Source organism: Marinococcus halotolerans DSM 16375, assembly GCF_000420725.1.
Taxonomy (GTDB): domain Bacteria; phylum Bacillota; class Bacilli; order Bacillales; family Marinococcaceae; genus Marinococcus; species Marinococcus halotolerans.
In genome coordinates, this window is sequence record NZ_ATVM01000008.1 from 1 (window position 1) to 18,689 (window position 18,689).

Annotated in this window: 21 protein-coding genes; 7 read left to right on the plus strand and 14 right to left on the minus strand. The window is 44.2% G+C overall.

What is annotated here, in order from left to right; translation table 11 throughout:
• The coding region (locus tag G548_RS17620) for a transposase (RefSeq protein ID WP_022793518.1) at positions 1 to 268 on the plus strand (268 nt) is incomplete at its 5' end.
• Positions 269 to 385: 117 nt separating this feature from the next.
• Here the strand turns inward: G548_RS17620 and G548_RS0107370 are convergent.
• Complete coding sequence (locus G548_RS0107370) at positions 386 to 1,129, minus strand: amidohydrolase family protein (protein ID WP_022793519.1); 744 nt, start codon at positions 1,127 to 1,129, stop codon at positions 386 to 388.
• Between the two features lie 177 nt (positions 1,130 to 1,306).
• Here G548_RS0107370 and G548_RS0107375 point away from each other — a divergent pair, with 177 nt between their 5' ends.
• The 4 genes from G548_RS0107375 to G548_RS17630 all read left to right on the plus strand — a co-directional run bounded on the left by G548_RS0107375 (position 1,307) and on the right by G548_RS17630 (position 4,176).
• A complete protein-coding gene (locus tag G548_RS0107375; protein WP_022793520.1) occupies positions 1,307 to 1,531 on the plus strand; it encodes a helix-turn-helix transcriptional regulator in 225 nt (74 codons plus the stop codon).
• A 1-nt stretch (position 1,532) separates the two neighbouring features.
• Complete coding sequence (locus G548_RS17625; protein WP_022793521.1) at positions 1,533 to 1,823, plus strand: hypothetical protein; 291 nt, start codon at positions 1,533 to 1,535, stop codon at positions 1,821 to 1,823.
• A 571-nt stretch (positions 1,824 to 2,394) separates the two neighbouring features.
• On the plus strand, positions 2,395 to 2,940 hold the full coding sequence (locus tag G548_RS0107385; protein ID WP_022793522.1) for a TetR/AcrR family transcriptional regulator: 546 nt from the start codon (positions 2,395 to 2,397) through the stop codon (positions 2,938 to 2,940).
• Between the two features lie 63 nt (positions 2,941 to 3,003).
• Positions 3,004 to 4,176 (plus strand): MFS transporter, encoded by a 1,173-nt coding sequence (locus tag G548_RS17630; RefSeq protein ID WP_022793523.1) that lies wholly within the window; start codon positions 3,004 to 3,006, stop codon positions 4,174 to 4,176.
• A 214-nt stretch (positions 4,177 to 4,390) separates the two neighbouring features.
• Here the strand turns inward: G548_RS17630 and G548_RS0107395 are convergent, their stop codons facing one another.
• Both G548_RS0107395 and G548_RS0107400 read right to left on the minus strand, forming a co-directional pair.
• Positions 4,391 to 4,669, minus strand: a complete 279-nt coding sequence (locus G548_RS0107395) for a hypothetical protein (protein WP_022793524.1) — start codon at positions 4,667 to 4,669, stop codon at positions 4,391 to 4,393.
• 196 nt (positions 4,670 to 4,865) lie between these two features.
• Positions 4,866 to 5,738, minus strand: coding sequence for a DMT family transporter (locus G548_RS0107400; protein ID WP_022793525.1), 873 nt, complete (start codon positions 5,736 to 5,738; stop codon positions 4,866 to 4,868).
• A gap of 224 nt (positions 5,739 to 5,962) precedes the next feature.
• Between G548_RS0107400 and G548_RS17635 the strand changes: the two genes are divergently transcribed.
• Positions 5,963 to 6,247: a hypothetical protein gene (locus tag G548_RS17635; protein ID WP_022793526.1), complete on the plus strand. Its 285-nt coding sequence runs from the start codon at positions 5,963 to 5,965 to the stop codon at positions 6,245 to 6,247.
• Between the two features lie 135 nt (positions 6,248 to 6,382).
• On the opposite strand, the gene G548_RS0107410 is transcribed toward G548_RS17635, so the two are convergent.
• The 6 genes from G548_RS0107410 to G548_RS0107435 all read right to left on the minus strand — a co-directional run bounded on the left by G548_RS0107410 (position 6,383) and on the right by G548_RS0107435 (position 11,911).
• Positions 6,383 to 7,948 carry a malate:quinone oxidoreductase gene (locus G548_RS0107410; RefSeq protein WP_281163398.1) on the minus strand — a complete coding sequence of 522 codons (1,566 nt, stop codon included), beginning with the start codon at positions 7,946 to 7,948 and terminating at the stop codon, positions 6,383 to 6,385.
• A gap of 218 nt (positions 7,949 to 8,166) precedes the next feature.
• Complete coding sequence (locus G548_RS17640) at positions 8,167 to 8,838, minus strand: 3D domain-containing protein (RefSeq protein WP_022793528.1); 672 nt, start codon at positions 8,836 to 8,838, stop codon at positions 8,167 to 8,169.
• A 534-nt stretch (positions 8,839 to 9,372) separates the two neighbouring features.
• Positions 9,373 to 10,026: a gas vesicle protein gene (locus G548_RS0107420; RefSeq protein WP_022793529.1), complete on the minus strand. Its 654-nt coding sequence runs from the start codon at positions 10,024 to 10,026 to the stop codon at positions 9,373 to 9,375.
• 51 nt (positions 10,027 to 10,077) lie between these two features.
• Positions 10,078 to 10,875: a hypothetical protein gene (locus G548_RS0107425; protein WP_022793530.1), complete on the minus strand. Its 798-nt coding sequence runs from the start codon at positions 10,873 to 10,875 to the stop codon at positions 10,078 to 10,080.
• A gap of 386 nt (positions 10,876 to 11,261) precedes the next feature.
• Positions 11,262 to 11,585, minus strand: coding sequence for a hypothetical protein (locus G548_RS0107430; RefSeq protein WP_022793531.1), 324 nt, complete (start codon positions 11,583 to 11,585; stop codon positions 11,262 to 11,264).
• Positions 11,586 to 11,605: 20 nt separating this feature from the next.
• Entirely contained in the window at positions 11,606 to 11,911 is a 306-nt protein-coding gene (locus G548_RS0107435) for a hypothetical protein (RefSeq protein ID WP_022793532.1), read from the minus strand.
• A 316-nt stretch (positions 11,912 to 12,227) separates the two neighbouring features.
• Between G548_RS0107435 and G548_RS0107440 the strand changes: the two genes are divergently transcribed.
• Positions 12,228 to 12,563 carry a hypothetical protein gene (locus tag G548_RS0107440; protein ID WP_022793533.1) on the plus strand — a complete coding sequence of 112 codons (336 nt, stop codon included), beginning with the start codon at positions 12,228 to 12,230 and terminating at the stop codon, positions 12,561 to 12,563.
• Between the two features lie 72 nt (positions 12,564 to 12,635).
• Here G548_RS0107440 and G548_RS0107445 read toward each other — a convergent pair whose 3' ends face one another.
• The 5 genes from G548_RS0107445 to G548_RS0107465 all read right to left on the minus strand — a co-directional run bounded on the left by G548_RS0107445 (position 12,636) and on the right by G548_RS0107465 (position 18,611).
• Complete coding sequence (locus tag G548_RS0107445) at positions 12,636 to 13,664, minus strand: LacI family DNA-binding transcriptional regulator (RefSeq protein WP_022793534.1); 1,029 nt, start codon at positions 13,662 to 13,664, stop codon at positions 12,636 to 12,638.
• 245 nt (positions 13,665 to 13,909) lie between these two features.
• Entirely contained in the window at positions 13,910 to 15,349 is a 1,440-nt protein-coding gene (locus G548_RS0107450) for a sugar porter family MFS transporter (RefSeq protein WP_022793535.1), read from the minus strand.
• 163 nt (positions 15,350 to 15,512) lie between these two features.
• The gene (locus G548_RS0107455; protein WP_022793536.1) at positions 15,513 to 16,340 is read right to left on the minus strand and encodes a sugar phosphate isomerase/epimerase family protein; all 828 of its coding nucleotides are present in this window, start codon (positions 16,338 to 16,340) and stop codon (positions 15,513 to 15,515) included.
• Between the two features lie 20 nt (positions 16,341 to 16,360).
• A complete protein-coding gene (locus tag G548_RS0107460) occupies positions 16,361 to 17,401 on the minus strand; it encodes a Gfo/Idh/MocA family oxidoreductase (protein WP_022793537.1) in 1,041 nt (346 codons plus the stop codon).
• Positions 17,402 to 17,414: 13 nt separating this feature from the next.
• Positions 17,415 to 18,611 carry a Gfo/Idh/MocA family protein gene (locus G548_RS0107465; RefSeq protein WP_022793538.1) on the minus strand — a complete coding sequence of 399 codons (1,197 nt, stop codon included), beginning with the start codon at positions 18,609 to 18,611 and terminating at the stop codon, positions 17,415 to 17,417.
• Positions 18,612 to 18,689: the final 78 nt, after the last annotated feature.

Genomic DNA, 18,689 nt, shown 5'->3' on the forward strand with positions numbered 1-18,689 from the left:
GCTCGACGAGCACCCCACGTTACTTACCTTTTATGATTTCCCGTCCGCCATCTGGCGGAGCCTGTATTCCACCAATCTCATCGAATCGTTCAACAAGCAGCTGAAAAAATACGTTAAACGCAAAGAACAGTTTCCGAATGAAGCATCCATCGAACGGTTTTTGGTCAGCCGGTTCGACGCGTACAATCAAAAGTTTTCCACCCGCTGCCACCTGGGCTTCGCCCAGGCCCAACATCAATTGGAAGAGATGTTTCAACGGCAGGGTTAACTTCAAGGCTGGAAGAGGACAGCCGTTTACACAAAATTATTGACGGTCCCCGTTTTTTGTTTACTTTTAATTATTTTATTAGGTCCATATTCAGTAGATTCTACACACATGATTCAATTACTTCCCATACCAGTTCAACGCATTTGAATATAAAATTTTATCAGCCGCTTGGGCGTCAAATAAATTTTGAATCAGTTGAACATCTTCGTACTGGAAAGGTCTCGGGGCTCTTGTCGATGGCAGGTCAGTGCCGAACATCAGAGCCTCTGGATTCGTGTTATAAATAGATGTTAAAGCATTTGCAACATTTAGTCCCACGCGTCCAAAGCCGGTGGCTTTCACTCTGAGGCCTTTATCCACTAGCTTCAGTAGATGAGGCAGCCCTTCCTCCGACAACCCCAAATGATCGATGGATACAGCAGGTAAATTTTCAATAATGAAGGCCATTTCCGGCAGCCCTCTGGCATCCATATAAAACTCGCTGTGCCACCCAGCTGTCTCATACACTCTCCGGGCCAGGTAATCGAGCCTGGGAATGTCTTCGGGCCCGCCCCGCCGGATGTTGAACCGCAGCGCCCTCACGCCTCGTTCATGCAGCTGTAAAACCTCTTCATCACTGACACTCGACGGCAGCTGAGTTACTCCGCAGAACGAGGGCCCCAGTTGTTGAAGGACTTTTATTAAATAACCCTGGTCAAACCCCTGGAACGAACCTGATACCACTGCACCGCCCTGGAGGTCGTACTTGGCTGTATCCTTCTGATAATCTTCTGCAAGGTATTCCGGGGGCGTGTAGTCCTGGTTTTCGGTAATGGGAAAGTTAAAATCAATAATGTGGAAGTGTGCATCAAATATTCTCATATATATCCCTCTTTCCGTCATTATAAGCATACCCTGATAAAGCTTGTTTAATTAAAACTCCCTCCAAATCTGCTCCCCTTCTAATCTCACACAGCTATAAATATAAATACGTATGTAATATATTTTTGACATTATGTTAAAAATATATTACCATAAACCTAAGGAGGTCATAGATGAATGAATGAACTCGGTGAACTATCTAATCAGCTGTCGGTATTCCGGGCTAAAAAAGGCTATTCCCAGGCCGAGGTTGCAAAGAGAATCGGTGTGAGCCGCCAGACTATTATTTCCTTAGAAAAAAACAAATACAGCCCCTCGCTCAAATTAGCATTTGAACTGGCATACCTGTTCGATACTGGCATTGAAGATATTTTTCAATACAATTTGAAAGGAGAGGATTAGCATGGAATGGTTTTTCTACCCGTATTTAGTCGTCGTCATTTTCTCTATCCTCGTCTGGCTTCGTTTTCAACACGGCGAAGAGGGCAAGGATGAACGCGGGCGTGAAATTATCAACCGCTCGTATTCGATTATTTTTCCCATGTTTCTCGCTGGCTGGGTGGTGGTCAGATTAATCGAGGACTTCGTGGTTCCGCTGGACGGAGATGCGTGGAGGGACGCCATGTGGTATTTGATTACCGGAATTATGATTCTTCACTCCGTGCTTATCTTTATCTTCAGGAAAATTTATTAATAATTAACAGATCAACTGACGAAAAGAAAATTTTATCAATAATCTTAATTTTCAAATTTCACAAAAATCCTGTATTAAAATGTAGCTCTTCTATTTATCCCCCTCCCTCACAATATTTTCTGCCACATCACCTAAAAACAGTGATGTGGCCTTCGTTCAGAAACATGCTCCCACTCACTAAAAAATTTTAATACATGTATCACTATATAAAAGTTTAAAATTCACTTCCAAATGGTTAAATATTTTTTCTTGTACGCGGGATTATCTATGCGTGCAATTAAATTAAAAGCTGTGTTTCTAATTTGCTCATCTTTTATGTAATCATACAAATGCTTCTTTTATTTCGGTATCCGTATTTTTCTCTCCTTCCAATTTTATTTCTCCAGTATCATTTTCCAACTAAAATTTTCGTTATTTCTCAGGCATTTCAACATAATCCTTAATTATATTTTATCATTTCACGGAAATTGTCTTTCGGCTTCCCCGCAAATAATTAAAAATAATGACATATGAACGCTTCGGATGATATTCTAAATTATAATAAACGTTCTATCTAATAAAGGAGCATCCAATGGCTATTTCTGCGAAAAAAAAGGCACTTTTAACAGTATCGGAAAGACTTTTTTATGAACACGGCTTTCGCGGCGTCGGCTTGAAGCAAATTATTCAGGAGGCGGACGTTGCAACGATGACACTGTATAATCATTTTTCGTCCAAGGAGCATTTAGTTGAAGAAGTGTTGAAGCAGCGGGAAGAAAGATACTGGTCTTATCTGGACAATTTCGTGCGTGACGAGAATGATCACCCCTTTATCACTGTCGTCAAAGCACACGGAACCTGGCTGAAGGAAGAATCCTATAAGGGGGACATGTTTCTGCGGGCCATTGAAGACTACGCCGGCACAGATAACAGCATTGAAAGTATTGCACGTTCACATAAAGAAAAATTACTGCAATATTTACAGCAGTCAGCGGTTCGTCTTGGTGAAGAAAATCACAATGATTTCGCCCATTACTTTACCCTGCTGCTCGAAGGCACAACATCGATGACAACGCTCATAGGCGCTGAACAGGCGACCGAATATTCACTAGCTATGGCAAAAAAAATAGTTACCTAACTGCCTTATTTTTTTATCACTTTATTATAAAGGTCGTTCTATCTAAAAGGAGGTTTATGGAAATTGCGCTTTTCTGCACTAGTCGCCCCGGGAATTATTATGATTGCTGTCGCTTACGGCCTGGCCCGGTTCAGCTATGGACTGCTTCTGCCAGGTATTAGTGAAGACCTGGACATGAGCCCCTCTACTTCCGGCTTCATTTCGTCACTATTTTATTTTTCCTATTGCTTTGCCATTGTCGCTGCCACGGTATTTACTACGGAAAAAGGGCCACGGGGGATGGTCCTCGCTGCCGGCGCTTCTGCCTTTCTCGGCCTGGTGATGATGAGTGTGAGCCCAAACGTTTGGTTTCTTGGCGCTGGCGTTTTGCTTGCCGGAGCCAGCACAGGATTTGTTTCGCCTCCATACGGAGCTGCAATTTCTCTCTGGCTTAAGGAAAAGCAGCAGGGCAAAGCTAACACGTGGATTAATTCCGGTACAAGTATGGGCCTTGCGCTTTCAGGAGCGGGAGCTCTCTTCCTCGCCTCCGAATGGCGGCTGACATATATGATCTATGCGGGTATTGCTCTGATAGCATTTATATGGAATGCGATAATGATTCCTTCCCTCGGCCCAAAGCCAAAAGTAATGTTCGAGCGGGGAAAGTTCTCTTTTCGAGGCGTTGAAGGAGCAACCCCTTTAGTCGTCTGTTCCACCATTTTAGGAATTTCCACTGCTGCTTTCTGGACATTTTCTGTCGATTTTTTATCCTCCACCAATCAGTATAGCGGCAGCGAAACCTCCCTTTTTTGGATTATTATCGGAGCTTCAGGGGTGCTGGGCGGGTTTTCCGGTGCTTTAATCGAAAAACTGGGTCTCCCCTTTGCTTACAAATGGGCGAGTCTGGTTATCGGTGCCGCCTCCTTACTGCTTACCCTGTTTCCTGAACAACGGGCGCTGGTTTACCTGTCAGCTGCATGCTTTGGCTCCTCCTACATTTTTATTACCGGCGTCTTAATGGTCTGGGGGATCCGGGTATTTATCAACAACGCTTCTCTTGGGATCGGCACTCCTTTTTTGCTCCTTGCACTCGGTCAGGTGCTTGGCTCTTTCTTTGCTGGTGCGTTAATCGGAGCATTTAATTATTCCTGGGCCTTCGCTGTCTACGGAGCCGTCGGAGTGTTTGCGATGGCTCTTGGGCCGAGAAAAATTAAAAAGAACCCGCGAAGGGCATACTTATCATGGATAAAGATATAACCAAAAGTTATACCTTCAAAACAACTTCCTTAAATTTATCGATGATCGATAACTTTTTATGCTTATACGTAATTCGATAAAACTATGAGTGGGAATGATTATAAAGATGCTGCTGAGGCGTTCACTAATAAAATAAGACAAGACTGGAATTGGTTCAGTCTTGTCTTATTTCGATGATTATCCTATTTTCAGTATTTCTCTTTGTACTTCTTTGTTAAATATGCTCTTTAATCTTTTGGATGACCTGGTTGGTAGCGTCTTCTCCGTCCTCAGCCCGAATGGGATCTACTTCAATGTAATTGCTCCGGTTGGTCAACTCTTCAGCCCAACCAATAAAAAGATCTTCTTCATCGTCCTTGTCCACGATGGAAATCTCCCAGTGCACGCTCTTGTCCTGCCGTTTTAATTCAAAGTAATACTTTGCAATCGGCATTAATTCTGCTTCGGCCTGCCCGTCAAACTGCTCTTCTAAACTTTTCGGCTGATTAGCCATTAAATTACTCCTCCTGTTTAAACACTCGCGTGCAAAAAGATTTGAAGCAGCAGAAACATAACTGCTTCTCTTCGTTTATTTCCGTTTCGGTTCTTCATTAATCATTGGATGTGAGAGTTTTCACGGTAATAAAGCTGATCTAAATAAACAAGCAATTCTTCTTTATTATCCGGTCGTTAAATTATAATTATCATTTCTACAGCTGATATGCTTTTTGCTGCTGAATCAAAAATAATCCGACCCCGAGGAGCACGATAAACCCACCAATAATCTGCAGGGCGACAACTTCTTCTCCCAGAATAAAAAATGCCAGGATCGTAGCCCCAACCGGTTCTCCTAAAATCGTCATGGAAATGGTGGACGTGTTAATAAAGTTCAACAGGTGATTGTAAATAACATGGGCAATCGTCGGAAGAATCGCAAGCAGCATAAATATCTGCCATTCTTCAGCCCCGTATCCCCGCACCGTTACACCCGAGACTGCATTAAAAACATGTAGCGATATTCCTGCCACAAAAAACACAATAAAGCTGTACAGCCAGTGCGATACCCGCTTCACGACACGCTGGCCGATTAATAAATAGACGACCACCGCTATCGCACTTAAAAAGGAAAGCAGGTTGCCGGTTAATGCAGAGCTGCTGCTGCGTCCAAGGTCACCCAGACCAATAATGACTACCCCGACAATCGAAAGGCTGATCGTAATCAGCTGCGGCACGCTGACACGTTCTTTATAAATTAGAAATCCCCCAGCCAGAGCCACTACTGGCTGAAGGGCCAGAATAATGGTGGAGCTTGCCACCGTGGTCAGCTTTAATGAACCAAACCAGAGCGCAAAATGCATGCCAAGGAAAACACCTGAAAAGACGAAAAGCACCCACTCCTCTTTTTTGATGTTTTTGAAATCGTGCCTCTTTAACCAGACAAACGGAAGCAGAAACAAACTGGCAATATACATGCGGTACATGCTGAGAATTGTAGCCGGGGCTTCAGACCATTTTACAAATATCGCTGCAAAAGAAATTGCGATAATAGATACTACCAATAAAAATGCAGTTGATTTATTCATCCTTTCTTCTCTCCATCCTTTATTATCATCTCTTTTTGTTTTGATATAAAGAATCTTATCAAACCAGTGTTTAAAATTCCGGTATATAATTTCCTATTTTCAGCTACTTTTTTCCGGTGCTTAAATACCTACAAATGCTCCATGAAATATTTACAAAATTCCAATTTTTGTTTATCCTTATGAAAAGCACTAGGCTGCCCATGACTATCCAAGGAGACTTTGCTATGAAGAAATTATTATCCGGTTTGATAACGCTGATAGCCATCCTCTCCATCAACTGGCTCACATCTTTCCTTTTTTCTGTGGCCTTTATTGAACTTTCGTTTCTAATCGAACTGGCCGCAGTGATTTTGATTGGCTGGTTCACGTCATCCGGCGGCTTCTCCTCGGATGCCGTTCGCATGCAGACTCAGGGGAAACTGGTATTCGAATGGAAGCAGAAGCCCGCAGCGGGCTCCGATCTTCGATGCCCTTCTTCGCAGCGCTTATGTATACCATTCTCACTTTAATAATAACAATCTATTATTACCGGGAGTACTTTTTCTAAATACATGATCTCCTGATTACTTTCACCGCCCATCAAAAAAAGCCTCTTTTCAGCTGTTTAAACTGAAAAGAGGCTTTAAAAATAATTAACATCGCCGTTACGTCATTTGCGGCTGTTTTTGATTTTTTAATCCAAGCACCTGCTCGGTAGACTTGTGAATTTCCTCAATCATCTCCGGATTTTCTGACAGGTTAATACCGTATGAAGGGATCATTTCTTTTATTTTTGGCTCCCAATCATCAAGATGCTGCGGGAAGCATTTTTCAATGATTTCAAGCATTACAGAGACTGCAGTAGATGCACCCGGAGATGCACCAAGGAGCGCAGCTATAGAGCCGTCCTCCGCGCTGATCACTTCTGTGCCAAACTGCAGAATGCCTTTTCCTTCCTCGGTGTCCTTAATAACCTGTACCCGCTGCCCTGCTACAAGCGGCTCCCAGTCCTCGGTTTTAGCGCTTGGAACAAATTCCCTAAGCTCTTCCATCCGCTGTTCCTTTGACTGCATTACCTGCGAGATCAGGTATTTTGTTAATGGAATGTTTTTAGCTCCCGCTGCCATCATCGTAATCAGGTTATCCGGTTTGACGGAATTCAATAGATCCATCAATGATCCCGTTTTCAAAAACTTTGGAGAGAAGCCGGCGAACGGGCCAAACAAAAGTGTCTCCTGGTTATTAATGTACCTGGTATCCAGATGCGGCACAGACATTGGCGGTGCGCCGACGGGCGCTTTGCCGTACACTTTGCCGAAATGCCCGTTAACGACATCCGGATTCTGGCAGACCATAAACTGGCCGCTTACCGGAAAACCACCGATGCCCTTCCCTTCTGGAATACCGGATTTTTGCAGCAGGTGCAGGCTTCCGCCGCCTCCGCCAATAAAAACAAAATCCGCCTCGTGCAGCTCAAGCGTCTCTTTTTGATGATTGCGCACCTTCACTTCCCAGGCGCCGTCTTCGTTACGCGTAATATCATCCACATCATGGTTATATTTCATCTCTACATTATTCTTTTCGAGATGACTAAACAGTTGACTCGTTAACGAGCCAAAATTCACATCTGTTCCGTCTGCAATTTTAGAAGCAGCTATCGGTTCTTCGATCTGACGGTCCTTCATCATTAACGGCATCCACTTTTCAAGTACTTCCGGATCCTCCGAAAATTCCATTCCTGAAAATAACGGATGCGCAGACATTTTTTCGTAACGCGTCCGGAGAAACGAGACGTTGTGATCACCGCGCACATAGCTGATATGCGGCAGAGGCATAATAAAGCCGTGTGGATTATGGATCAAGTCACTTTTGACCAGATAGGACCAAAACTGTTTGGATACCTGAAATTTTTCATTGATGCTGATGGCCTTACTAATATCTACAGACCCGTCCGGCTGCTCATTCGTATAATTTAATTCGCATAGAGCCGCATGTCCGGTTCCTGCATTGTTCCATTCATTCGAGCTTTCTTCACCCGGTTTTTCCAGCTTTTCAAACACTTTAATATTCCAGTCCGGAGACAGCTCTTTTAGCAGTGCACCTAATGTTGCACTCATAATACCGGCCCCGATTAAAATGATGTCTTTTTCACCCTGTTGTTTATTCATTTCTTTCCTACTCCCTACATAATAGAAAAAGACGTCTCCTTTTGGCGGAAATCTTCCGGCCATATTTTGTTCACGTCAGGGAGGCATCTTTTCCAATAATTTTACACCAAATATAGATTATCATTATTAGACGAAGATTAAAATCATTATTATTAATATAATAACCGTTTATGAGCGCAGAAAAACAATTAAAACAATACAAAAAAAGCTATAACCTTTTTTGAGCCTAAAAAAACCGAAGCCGGAGAATAAACCCCAGCTTCGGTCTGCTATTATGATAATTAGTCTACTACTGTTACTTCAACGTCCTGACGACCAAACGCGAATGCGTCGGATTTCGTTGGTACGTGGATGTCAATGCGGTCGTCATTGATCGCTCCGCCGATGTCTGCTGCTTCATACGTGCCCATGCCTTCGATTTTTACTGTGGAGCCGAGCGGGATGACGTCCGGGTCTACGGCGATGACGTTGGCGTCACGGTCGTTGTTCAGGTTGACGCCTGTTGCAGTGATGCCGCTGCAGCCGGCACATTCAGCTGTATATGCGGTAGCTTCCATCGTCATAGTGTCGCCGCCGCCAGTGCTTTCAGAGGACTCGGACGTCGACGCTCCTGCTACTTCTTCGCTGGACTCACTGGAGGAATCAGAAGAGCCGCCAAGAGCTGCCTGTGTTTGTGGGCCGGCAACGCCGAAGTAGTCACCTGCTGGGGAAGAAATATCGTTAGCTTCCTGGAAGTCTTTTACAGCACTGAGCGTTCTAGGACCGAATGTAGAACCAGTATAGCCGTGGAAGTATCCTTTTTCTTTCAGCGTATCCTGAAGCTCTGCAACAGAAGAGTTTACGTCGCCGTAAGTCATAGAACCATGATCACCGATCGAAGCGTCTGCTGCCTGTGGTGCTCCGAATACTACTCCTGCTGTAATTGCTGTACCGAACAATGTTTTTTTCATCATGTGAATCGTCCCCCATAAAATATAATTAATTTGTTTATTCGCCCTAATGACGAAAGCCATTGAAAAGTTTGCCTATATGTTTACTTGCCTTTACGTCGTCACTGCATTGCTTATCATATTGTTTTACTGCTGCTGTTTTTTTGTGCCGTCTCTCAAACACAACGCTACCGATTATGCCTTGAAAAAGCCCAAATGGCAATAACATTAATTTAGTTGTAATCTAACCTTAATAGTTTTTCATATTATGTAAAATTAGAGGGGCTTTCCGCACATATTCTACGTAAAACTGCCGTATTTGTACTCATCACCTGGGGAACTATATTTAAAATATTACGCCACTATTACAAAAAGACCGTTTTTACGTAACATTATTTGAAATAAATGAAGGAAATGCTTTTGAAATTTGCTGATACGGGGTAAATCCACTAATTTTTACGATTTTCTACGGCCTGCCAATAACTAAAAAAGCCCATGCAGCTCTTCTTTTGAGAAGGCTGCATGGGAACGTGCACCGTTGAATCTTTATAGTAAGGTTTATTTCACCTGCTTATATGAAGTAACCTCCAGGTCTTCGTCTACGGTGGCTTCGTACGTTTCTACTTTTGTTTTTCTGCCATCGTTGTTCAGCACATCAATCTTTACGTGCCATACACCGTCTTTTTCTTCTGTAGAAGTGATACGTTTTGGTTCATCAGCTACGTAGTTTTCGAAAAATGCATTGACGCTGTCCATTACTTCGGTAAGCCGTGGGCCATTCTGTTTGGATTTTTTCTTTTTAGAAGGCGCTGGCTTTCCTTTGGAGGCTGAGCCCGACGCGTTTCCAGCATTTTTTAACTGCGGCCTGGCTTCATTTTTAGAAACCATTCTTGCTTTTTTAGGCGCCTGTTTTTCATTTTTATTCTCTGAAGACGAGCCTGACATGCCGGGAATCTTTGCTTTCGATTTTTCTGCGGTCTGCTTTACGCTGTTTTTGGCTTCCCCAGCTTTTTTCAGCGGTTTATTCAAAAAGGAAGAGGCCCTCCCTTCATTTTCTTCCTCCGAAGCTTCGGTTTTTTCCTTCGGCTCTTCGGACGATTCCTCCCCGCTGTCGTTCTTTTTTATTCCCTTCGTAATCATCGGAATGGCTCCTCCGATCAAGCTTCCGGCTGCCATCAGCCCATAGGTAACCTTATCTTTTTTATCAGTCATTATGTTTTCCCCTTTCTTTAATGCCCGAATCTAAATGACCCTGCTAAATCTCTATCTGTCGGCACGGGCTTTGATAGACGAAGCTTTTTTTATGCTTTTGCTGTTTTTCGCGGAGTCGGCTTTAATTTCTTTCATTAAAGTCTCCCAGGAATTTTCCATAAAATCATTTTTTACCTGCTGTTTGAGTTCTTCTTTGACTTCTGTATACATGTCATTTTTCCATTCTACAGCCAGTGTATGTGTAACTTCATGGACAAGCCTCTCATGTGCAGCTTTCGATAGAAAAGAAGAGGACGCTGGAGCCGATTTTTCTTTGCTGCCGGTCTCTGCTTCACTTTCCGGCACTGTATTTTCAGACAGGGATTCGTTATTATTCTCAGCAGATGTTTCGTCACTCCCGTGATCCGCCTCGTTAACCTGCTTCATAATTTCCTGAATCATGCCTTCTTTGTCCTCTTTCGTTATTTGCAGTCCACTATTTGTCGCCAGTTTTTTAACCGCCGGCTTTTCCATGGAATAAAGGTTAATTTCTTCTTCATTCCCATCTTTATTCGTAATAATGACCCCGGCGTAATTCTCTTCATTTTTTTGACTGGCGGAAGTATTTTCTGCCTTTTCTGTTTCCTCATTATGAATCGTCAGTTTAGACCCGGCCGTTTGATTCATAATTTCATCAATCATATCCTGTTTTCTGGTTGATTTAATTTTTAAGCCGCTGTCTTTTGCCAATGCTTTAATAGCTTTATTACTCAAAACCCGAAGATTTACCTTTTCTTCCATTCCCCCATTATCGACGATGACTACTGCCGATTCCTGGAACTTATCGGAAGTTGATTCTCGTACAGCCATCGGTTATCCCTCATTTCCCACCCGTTCCCGGAAATTTTTAAAAAATTTCTAGCACAGATTAATAATTGCCAAAAATTTCTTCCTGTGTTTAACAGCCTTTACCTTATATACCCCGAAATCAAACTTAATAAGTACAAAACTTCCTTTCACTCCTATTTTTCAATAGCCGCCGATAAATAAAACAGCCGCCTTTCTCCTGAGGAGAACAAGACAGCTATCACTAAAAAAGGCTTTTAACTGTTAAAAAAAGTGATGACTGACGTTAATGCGGGCATAAAAAATAACCCTTCAAGAGTTAAGCAATCTCGAAGGGATTGTTACAGTATTTATGATTTTAAGAGCAGCATTTACAAATGCCCCTGTAACCAGACAAAAACTTAGCTGTGTCACTTTCGTTTTGACCCGGCTTCTGTTTTATTCAGTTTAAAGTACAGCCGCTTTTTTTCTTCCCATGTCTGAAGATATCCCCAAAAGCGTAAATCGTTTACAATATTTTCTACATCCTCTTTCGTGACAAAATGATTGCACGTTGAGGCAAGAAAATCGAGCGACCGGGCGATCCACCTTTGTTCCGGATGGTTCTCATGGGCCTGAACCAGCTGGTAGAGCACAGTAGCGTGATCAACACTCGTCTGTTGGATAAAACTACTGCTGATATGCAATGTATCCTGCTCCTTTATGACTACATCATATACGCTTTTACGAGGCATATACTTCCTCCTCGTTTTCATTATATGGCTAAACGATAGTAATTAAGATTCTCACCATACAGCTTTTGTTTCTCTACAAGTCCTAATCGTTGTAATTTTCTAACTTTTTTCCGCGTATAACGCTCTGACATCTCTGTCTGCGCTGCAAGTTCAGCCTCCAGGCAGTGAAACCATCCATCCTCCAGAAATCCAAAATAAGCAGTCTGATCTTTAAATTCGTTTACAAGCGCACTGTATATTACCGCTTCCCCGTATCCAACCTCTCTTATAATTGCTGGATTAACGCCCTCGTATATTGTTTGTTGATACTCTCTATTTTCCAGCAAGAGCTACCCCTCCACTACTATCAGATTACCTGGCGAGTCTGCTTTTTACGATTTTATCGGTTCTTTTTTCCCATCCTATCGTATAAAAAAGCTTTTGAAAACCATTACATTACAAAAATATTACAAGAAAACTGCTTTTATTTGCCACTAATTGCAGGCTTAAAGTGTAACCTATCAACTCAGACAAAGACCTGGAGCATAGCCGGCATTAAAAGCCATATTCCTCTATCAATACTTTTATTTTTACTTTTCACCGGGAATATAAGGCTTAGATTGCATTGAATAAATTAACCGCCCAGAAAGAAGGTCAATTACTATGGAAGAAACAAAATACCGGGCAGTGATGCTTCAGAAGGACGGCACGTTAGTGGAACGGCACTACACCCGGGGACAACTGTTTGGTAATGGAAAAAGCGTGAACCTTCGGGACAGCCACTGTCATGTGCTCCCGGACGTATGGGCTGTAGGTTTTTATGAACTGCCGGAAGAAATTGAAGAGGTTTGGGCTGAAACAAAAGACTCCTCTTTTCCTCTTCCAGCTATCTTTTTCAGCTACAACCCTCATACTCAGGCTATGGCTAATATGAGTGACAAATTGATCGAACAAACGAAATCCGAAATCCGGCAGGCTGAGATCAGTAAAAGCAATTAGCCACAAAAAAAGCAATGCCGTTCCATTAAGCTGGAAAGGCATTGCTTTTTATTGTACCCAGGCTTTGGTGCTTCATTGAACAGGCTCCTGCAGAGTCATTTTGTTTTCGGCTGTAGTCTGCCGTACTTTTATTTCCGGAGTCAAAATAATCGTTCTGCTTGATTGTTTTTTTCCTTTAATCTGGTCTACAAGCGTCTGGGTAACAATTTCTCCCATTTCCACAATTGGCTGGGAGATCGTAGTCAGTGGCGGATGGCTTAAAACAGCAATGAACGTATCATCAAATCCTACTACAGAAAAGGTTTCCGGCACGCTTTTTCCGATTCCTCTCGCCCCCTGGATGCTTCCTATCGCCAGAAAATCTGTAAGAGCAAATGCCGCACTGACATTAATGTCTTTTCGCAGCGCTTCCATTACAGCCTGTTCTGCCTGCTGGGTAGTCATCAGCTCTTCGATAATTTTAACATTCTTTTTAGGGATTCCCGCCTCTTCAAATTTTGCATAAAATCCTCTCAAACGGTTCTGTTCGCTTGAATTATCTAAATCGCCAACCAGCAGCAGTACTTTTTGGTGCTTTAAACCAAGCAGATGCTGGGCAGCCAGGTAGCCTCCCCGAAAATCATCCACCAGTACAGTGCTGACAGCAAGGGTCGGAATGTCACGGGAGACCAGCACTACAGGGATGTCTTGGTTCATAAATTCCTTTAGGGCTTCCATATTATGCATACCGGTGCCAAGAACCACTCCATCCACCTTTTTTTGGTTAAGCCACCACAAATACTGGACTTCCTTTTCCGGATCGTTATCTGTGTTGCATATAACTACGCTGTATCCATTTGCGTGTCCGGTGTCTTCTACACTTCTTGCAAGCTCCGCGAAAAAAGGGTTTGCAATGTCAGGGATCACCAGCCCGATGGTATGCGTGTGCTTGCCTGTGAGCGCGGAGGCTACCATGCTCGGATGATACCCTACTTCTTCTATAATCTTTAGTATTCGTTTTTTTGTTTTCTGTCCGACGTCGGCTTTGTCATTGATGACTTTTGACACTGTAGCAATCGAAACTCCTGCCCGTTCTGCCACATCGTAGATGGTTGGTTTCATTTTTCTCCTCTTTCTTTTCCTTATTGACTTCCCTCTTTCCTTCATCATTTATACTTATTGACGGTTAATTATAAACAAATAAATGCGGTATATTCAATTACCTGCGTTTTATTCACGACCTGCCTCCAAGCTTTTTCCGGCAGTGTTTTTCAGTTGCGAAAAGCCGGAGATTATCCGGCTTTTCAAACTTACGCTTTTAATTTAAAGACAGCATGTTTTTAAAAATACTTGGCATCTTCGCTGCATCAAGAAGACTTGGCCTGTTTATCTGCTTTATCCTGATCGCTTTTAGATTTTTTATCAAACCAGATCTGCTCGATTTCTTCGAGCGATTTATTTTTTGTTTCAGGCACGAATTTCCATATAAAGAAAAAGGCGAATGTGCTGACAGCACCGTAAATCATAAACGAACCGACACCAAAGGCTGCATTTAGCGGCGGAAAGGTAGCTGAAGCTGTCAGGTTAGCACCCCAGAGGAGTGTCACAGCTAAAGACATAGCCTGTCCTCTGATTTTGTTTGGAAATATTTCTGAAAGCATTACCCAGGTAACAGCGCCCCAGGTCATTTGGAAAAACGCCACAAATCCTAGAATGAATATGAGTGTCGCCACGCCGTAGATGCCTGTAAAAAACAGGGTCGCTACAGTAAACAAACAAATCGCACATCCTGCAGACCCCAGCAGAAGCAGGAATTTCCTTCCGCTTCTGTCAATCAGGCGAATAGCAATTAAGGAAACAACGACGCCGATAGCCCCTACTAATATAGTTTGCAGCATCGAAGCAGACTGTCCAGCACCGAGGCTTTCAAAAATACGCGGAGCATAATAAAGAATAATATTGATCCCGATAAACTGCTGCAAAACGGCAATGGTAAAGCCTACAACCAGAACTAGTTTTCCGTAGTAAAACAGATTAACCTTCTGGGTTTTGGTGTTGAGTGACTCTTGGATGCTTGAAAGTGTACGGCTTGCGGCCTCCTTGGATCCCTGTAATTTTTCCAGGACGTTATATGCCTGGGTATCTGCATTTTTAAGAGCCAGGTACCTTGGCGTTTCCGGTATAAATAGTAACAGGAAGAAAAACAGCGCTGCCGGCACGAGCTCTGAGGCGAACATCAGTCTCCAGCCAGTGTCATCAACCCATGCACTTGACTGTCCCCGCACGATCCACCAGTTGACGATGTAAACTACAGTCTGCCCGAAAACGACGGCCATGTTGTAGAGTACCACAAGCTTTCCCCGAATGTGCTGAGGACTCATTTCACTGATGTATACCGGCGCGATCGCCGAGGCAAGGCCTACACCAATACCACCGAGAATACGGTACAGGTTAAATGTAATTAACAAAGATAATGTCGGTTCGCCCCGGGTGAAAAAGAACAGCTCCGGATAAGCAGAACCCAGGGCTGACAAAGCAAATAAAGTCGCGGCAATAATCAGAGTGTTCCGCCGGCCGATACTGTTCGCTATTATGCCTGATATCAAAGCCCCGATTATACAACCGGCAAGAGCACTTGAGACGGTCAAGCCGTGGACCAGCGACCCCAGCCCTAAGCTGTCCACCAGATACAGCTGCACTGATTGTTCCGCTCCGGCAATAACTGCTGTATCGTACCCAAAAAGCAGTCCCCCCAATGAAGCGACAAGCGCTACTGAAACAATATAAAATCTTTGGCTGTTTTTCATTTGAATGTAAGAAGGGAAAGGCGCTCCCTTCCTTCCTCCTTTCTTTCCTTAAAGGAAATAGGCTCCCTATGAGTCTCCGTTTTCGTAGTTTCGAGAAAGAAGTTTATTCACTGTCAGCTTTTTACTGACTGATGAAAAGTCATTTGTAAGAATTATCTGACCTTTACGCAAACATTTTATCCAATGCCTCTTTGACATACCGGTAAGACTGCTCTCCTAAGTCGTATTTCTCCATTTCCCAGTAGTCGGGCCGGAAGAGCTCCAGACCGACCATACGTATTTGTCCCGTTTTTTGCACTCTTTCTCCGATTTCCTTTAAAGGAATGACTCCAAGCCCCGGAAAGATACGGTCTTTATCTTCTAGCTCTTCTATTCGTGCGTGTTCTGCATCATTAATATGGAACACAAATATTTTTTCTGAAGGCGTGTCATCGATAGCGTCCAGAAACGAGCCGCCGGTGTAAAAGTGAAAAACGTCTAAAACGAGACCGACATTTTCACGGTTAACCTCATCCATAATCTTTCTCGCAGCTTCAAGGGTTTTCACCGAAAAATCCTGGATGCCTATAAATTCGAGTGCAATGTTCACCTGATATTTTTCTGCAATGTCGCTCATTTCCTGAAGCATCTGCACGCTGTCTTTGACGATCTTTTCATCTGACACGTCCGGCGGCCTCGGGCTCGGCACAGCAATAACATAGGAGGAACCAGCTGCATGGGCGATTTGGCACCATTTTTCTGTATCTTTTAATACCTGCTCCCGCTCCTCTCCCTGCTTCAGGTTGAAGAATTCGATGGCGTTGATGGCATCTGCCTTGACGGAACTCCGCTCGAACAGCTTAGTCAGATCTTCGAGCGTATGCTTCTTCAAAAAGGCTTCAAGCTTATACGTCCTAAGCTCCACTACATCATAGCCTGCATGCTCGGCTACGAGAATATCTTCTTCTAATGTGCATTGATCCGTTGTAGAGCCGTTTAATCCATACAGCATTGTTTTCCCCCTTTTACCTTTTACAGTACATATACCTTATCCTGGTACAGCTCCTGCATATTGATCCGCTCCCCGTTATTCATATAGGAACGGGTGGCTGCGAGCGCTACCTGCATGTTGATTTTCGAATCCACTGATGTCACCCGCGGGCTTTCTTCGCCTTTAACACATTTGATAAATTGTTCAAGCTCCTGCACATACGCTTCACGAAACCTCATCTGGAAATTCGGCACAATTTCATGATTGCTCCCTGTGCTGCTTTGAACCGTGACGTCGCTGTTACGCAGGGAACCGACAAAAATGGCTCCTTCTGTTCCAATTATTTCGGCCCGGATGTCATGACCGTACGGGGAGTTCCGGCTTGCTTCCACATCGCCCGCCCCGCCGTTTTCAAACTCCAGGTACGTAATGGCCTGGTCGACATCGTTGTATTCTTCCATGAATGGATTCATCAAAATCCGTCCGTGTCCGGAAACCGAGGAGATTTCCGAGCTCATTAAATACCGTGCGATATCATAATCGTGAATCGAGCAGTCCAGAAAGATACCGCCGCTGTTTTTAATAAAGGAGGCCGGCGGAGAACCGCTGTCGCGGGTGAAGCCTTTAAAATAAATCGGTTTGCCGATTTCACCGGCATCGATACGCTGTTTGGCATCAAAGTATCCCGGGTCGTAACGGCGCATAAAGCCAACCTGGCAGATGACGTCCGCTTTTTTTACCGCTTCAATGACTTCATCTGCTTCTTCTATCGTGGACGTGAGCGGTTTTTCCACAAATATCTGCTTGCCGTGCGCTGCTGCCTGCTTGATCATATCTGCATGCGTGCTCGTCGGGGTAACGATGACTACTGCATCAATGTCCGGGTTCTCGAACACTTCCTCCGGATCCGCGGTCCACGCCGGCACCCCAAGCTGATCGGCAGCCCTTTCTGCATGCTCGACGATGGGGTCGCAAATCAGCGTGAGCTCTGCACCCTTTACTTTATTCATCATGTTGCTTGCGTGAAACATCCCCAGTCTTCCAAGACCTAACACTGCTACTCGTATATCCTGCTGTGCCATGACACGTCCTCCTTTAGTTAATTTCAACACTTTCTGGTTTATAAATGTCAGAAACGGCTGTCCACCCGCGTTTGTTTACGGAACGCTCGACGGCCTCCAGGATTGCCTGATTCCTCACCCCGTCTTCAAAGTTCGGTGCTGCACTCGTTTGATCCCCAATATTGTCCATCAGAGAAGCAATCAAATTGACGAAGGTGTGCTCGTATCCGAGGATATGGGCTGCCGGCCAATAATTCCCGGCAAAAGGGTGCTCTGCTTCCGTACAGTTGATGGTTTTGAATCCCTGGATCCCGGCTTCGTCTTCTTCAAAGTAAACTTCTAAATTGTTCATGTTTTCCATATCCCAGCGGACGGATCCTTTTTCTCCATTGATCTCAAAACGGTTGCCCGCACGGTTGCCACGGCTGAACCGGGAGGCTTCAAATGTGCCCATCGCCCCGTTTTCGAAGGTGGCAAGAAAAGCGGAGGCGTCATCTACCGTCACTTCGCCCCACTCGCCTTCACGAATCTCTGTCTGGAGATTGTGCACGGTATCACCAAGTGGCCGCTCTTTAACAAAGGTCTTCATCATCCCCGCTACTTCGTCAAACTCACCAACCAGAAATCTGGCGAGATCAATGATATGGGCGCCCAGATCGCCAAGCGTGCCCGATCCTGAAATATTTTTCTGCATGCGCCAGGTAAGCGGATAATTCGGATCCATCAGCCAATCCTGCAGAAACGTGGCCCGGATGTGATAAATACGCCCCAGTTTTCCACTGTCAATCAGCTGTTTGGCAAACTGTACTGCCGGGGCAAACCGGTAATTGTGGCAGAGCATATGAGTAACATTGTTTTTCTTCACAGCATCACGCATCCGGACTGCTTCCTCCACCGATAATGCCAGTGGCTTTTCGCACAGCACGTGCTTACCGGCTTCTGCTGCTGCAATCGCAATCTCACTGTGGGTATCATTGGGGGTTACTATATCAACTAAATCAATATCGCTGCGGTTAATAAGGGAACGCCAGTCTGTGGCATGACGAGCCCAGCCCATCTTTTCAGCGGCCGGCCCAACCCGCGAAGAGTCCCTTCCGACGATCGTATCGAGTCTGGGCGTTACCGGACTGTCAAAATAAAAGGGAACGTCGCGGTACGCATGGCTGTGGGCTCTTCCCATCATTTTATAGCCCACCATTCCAACATTAATCGTTTTCTTTTCTTCACCCACTGTTTCTCCACCTCCATGTATTCTCTCTTTTCGGGGATTGTTTGTGCTTATCTTTTAGCATTTACTTAAGCGCTTAAG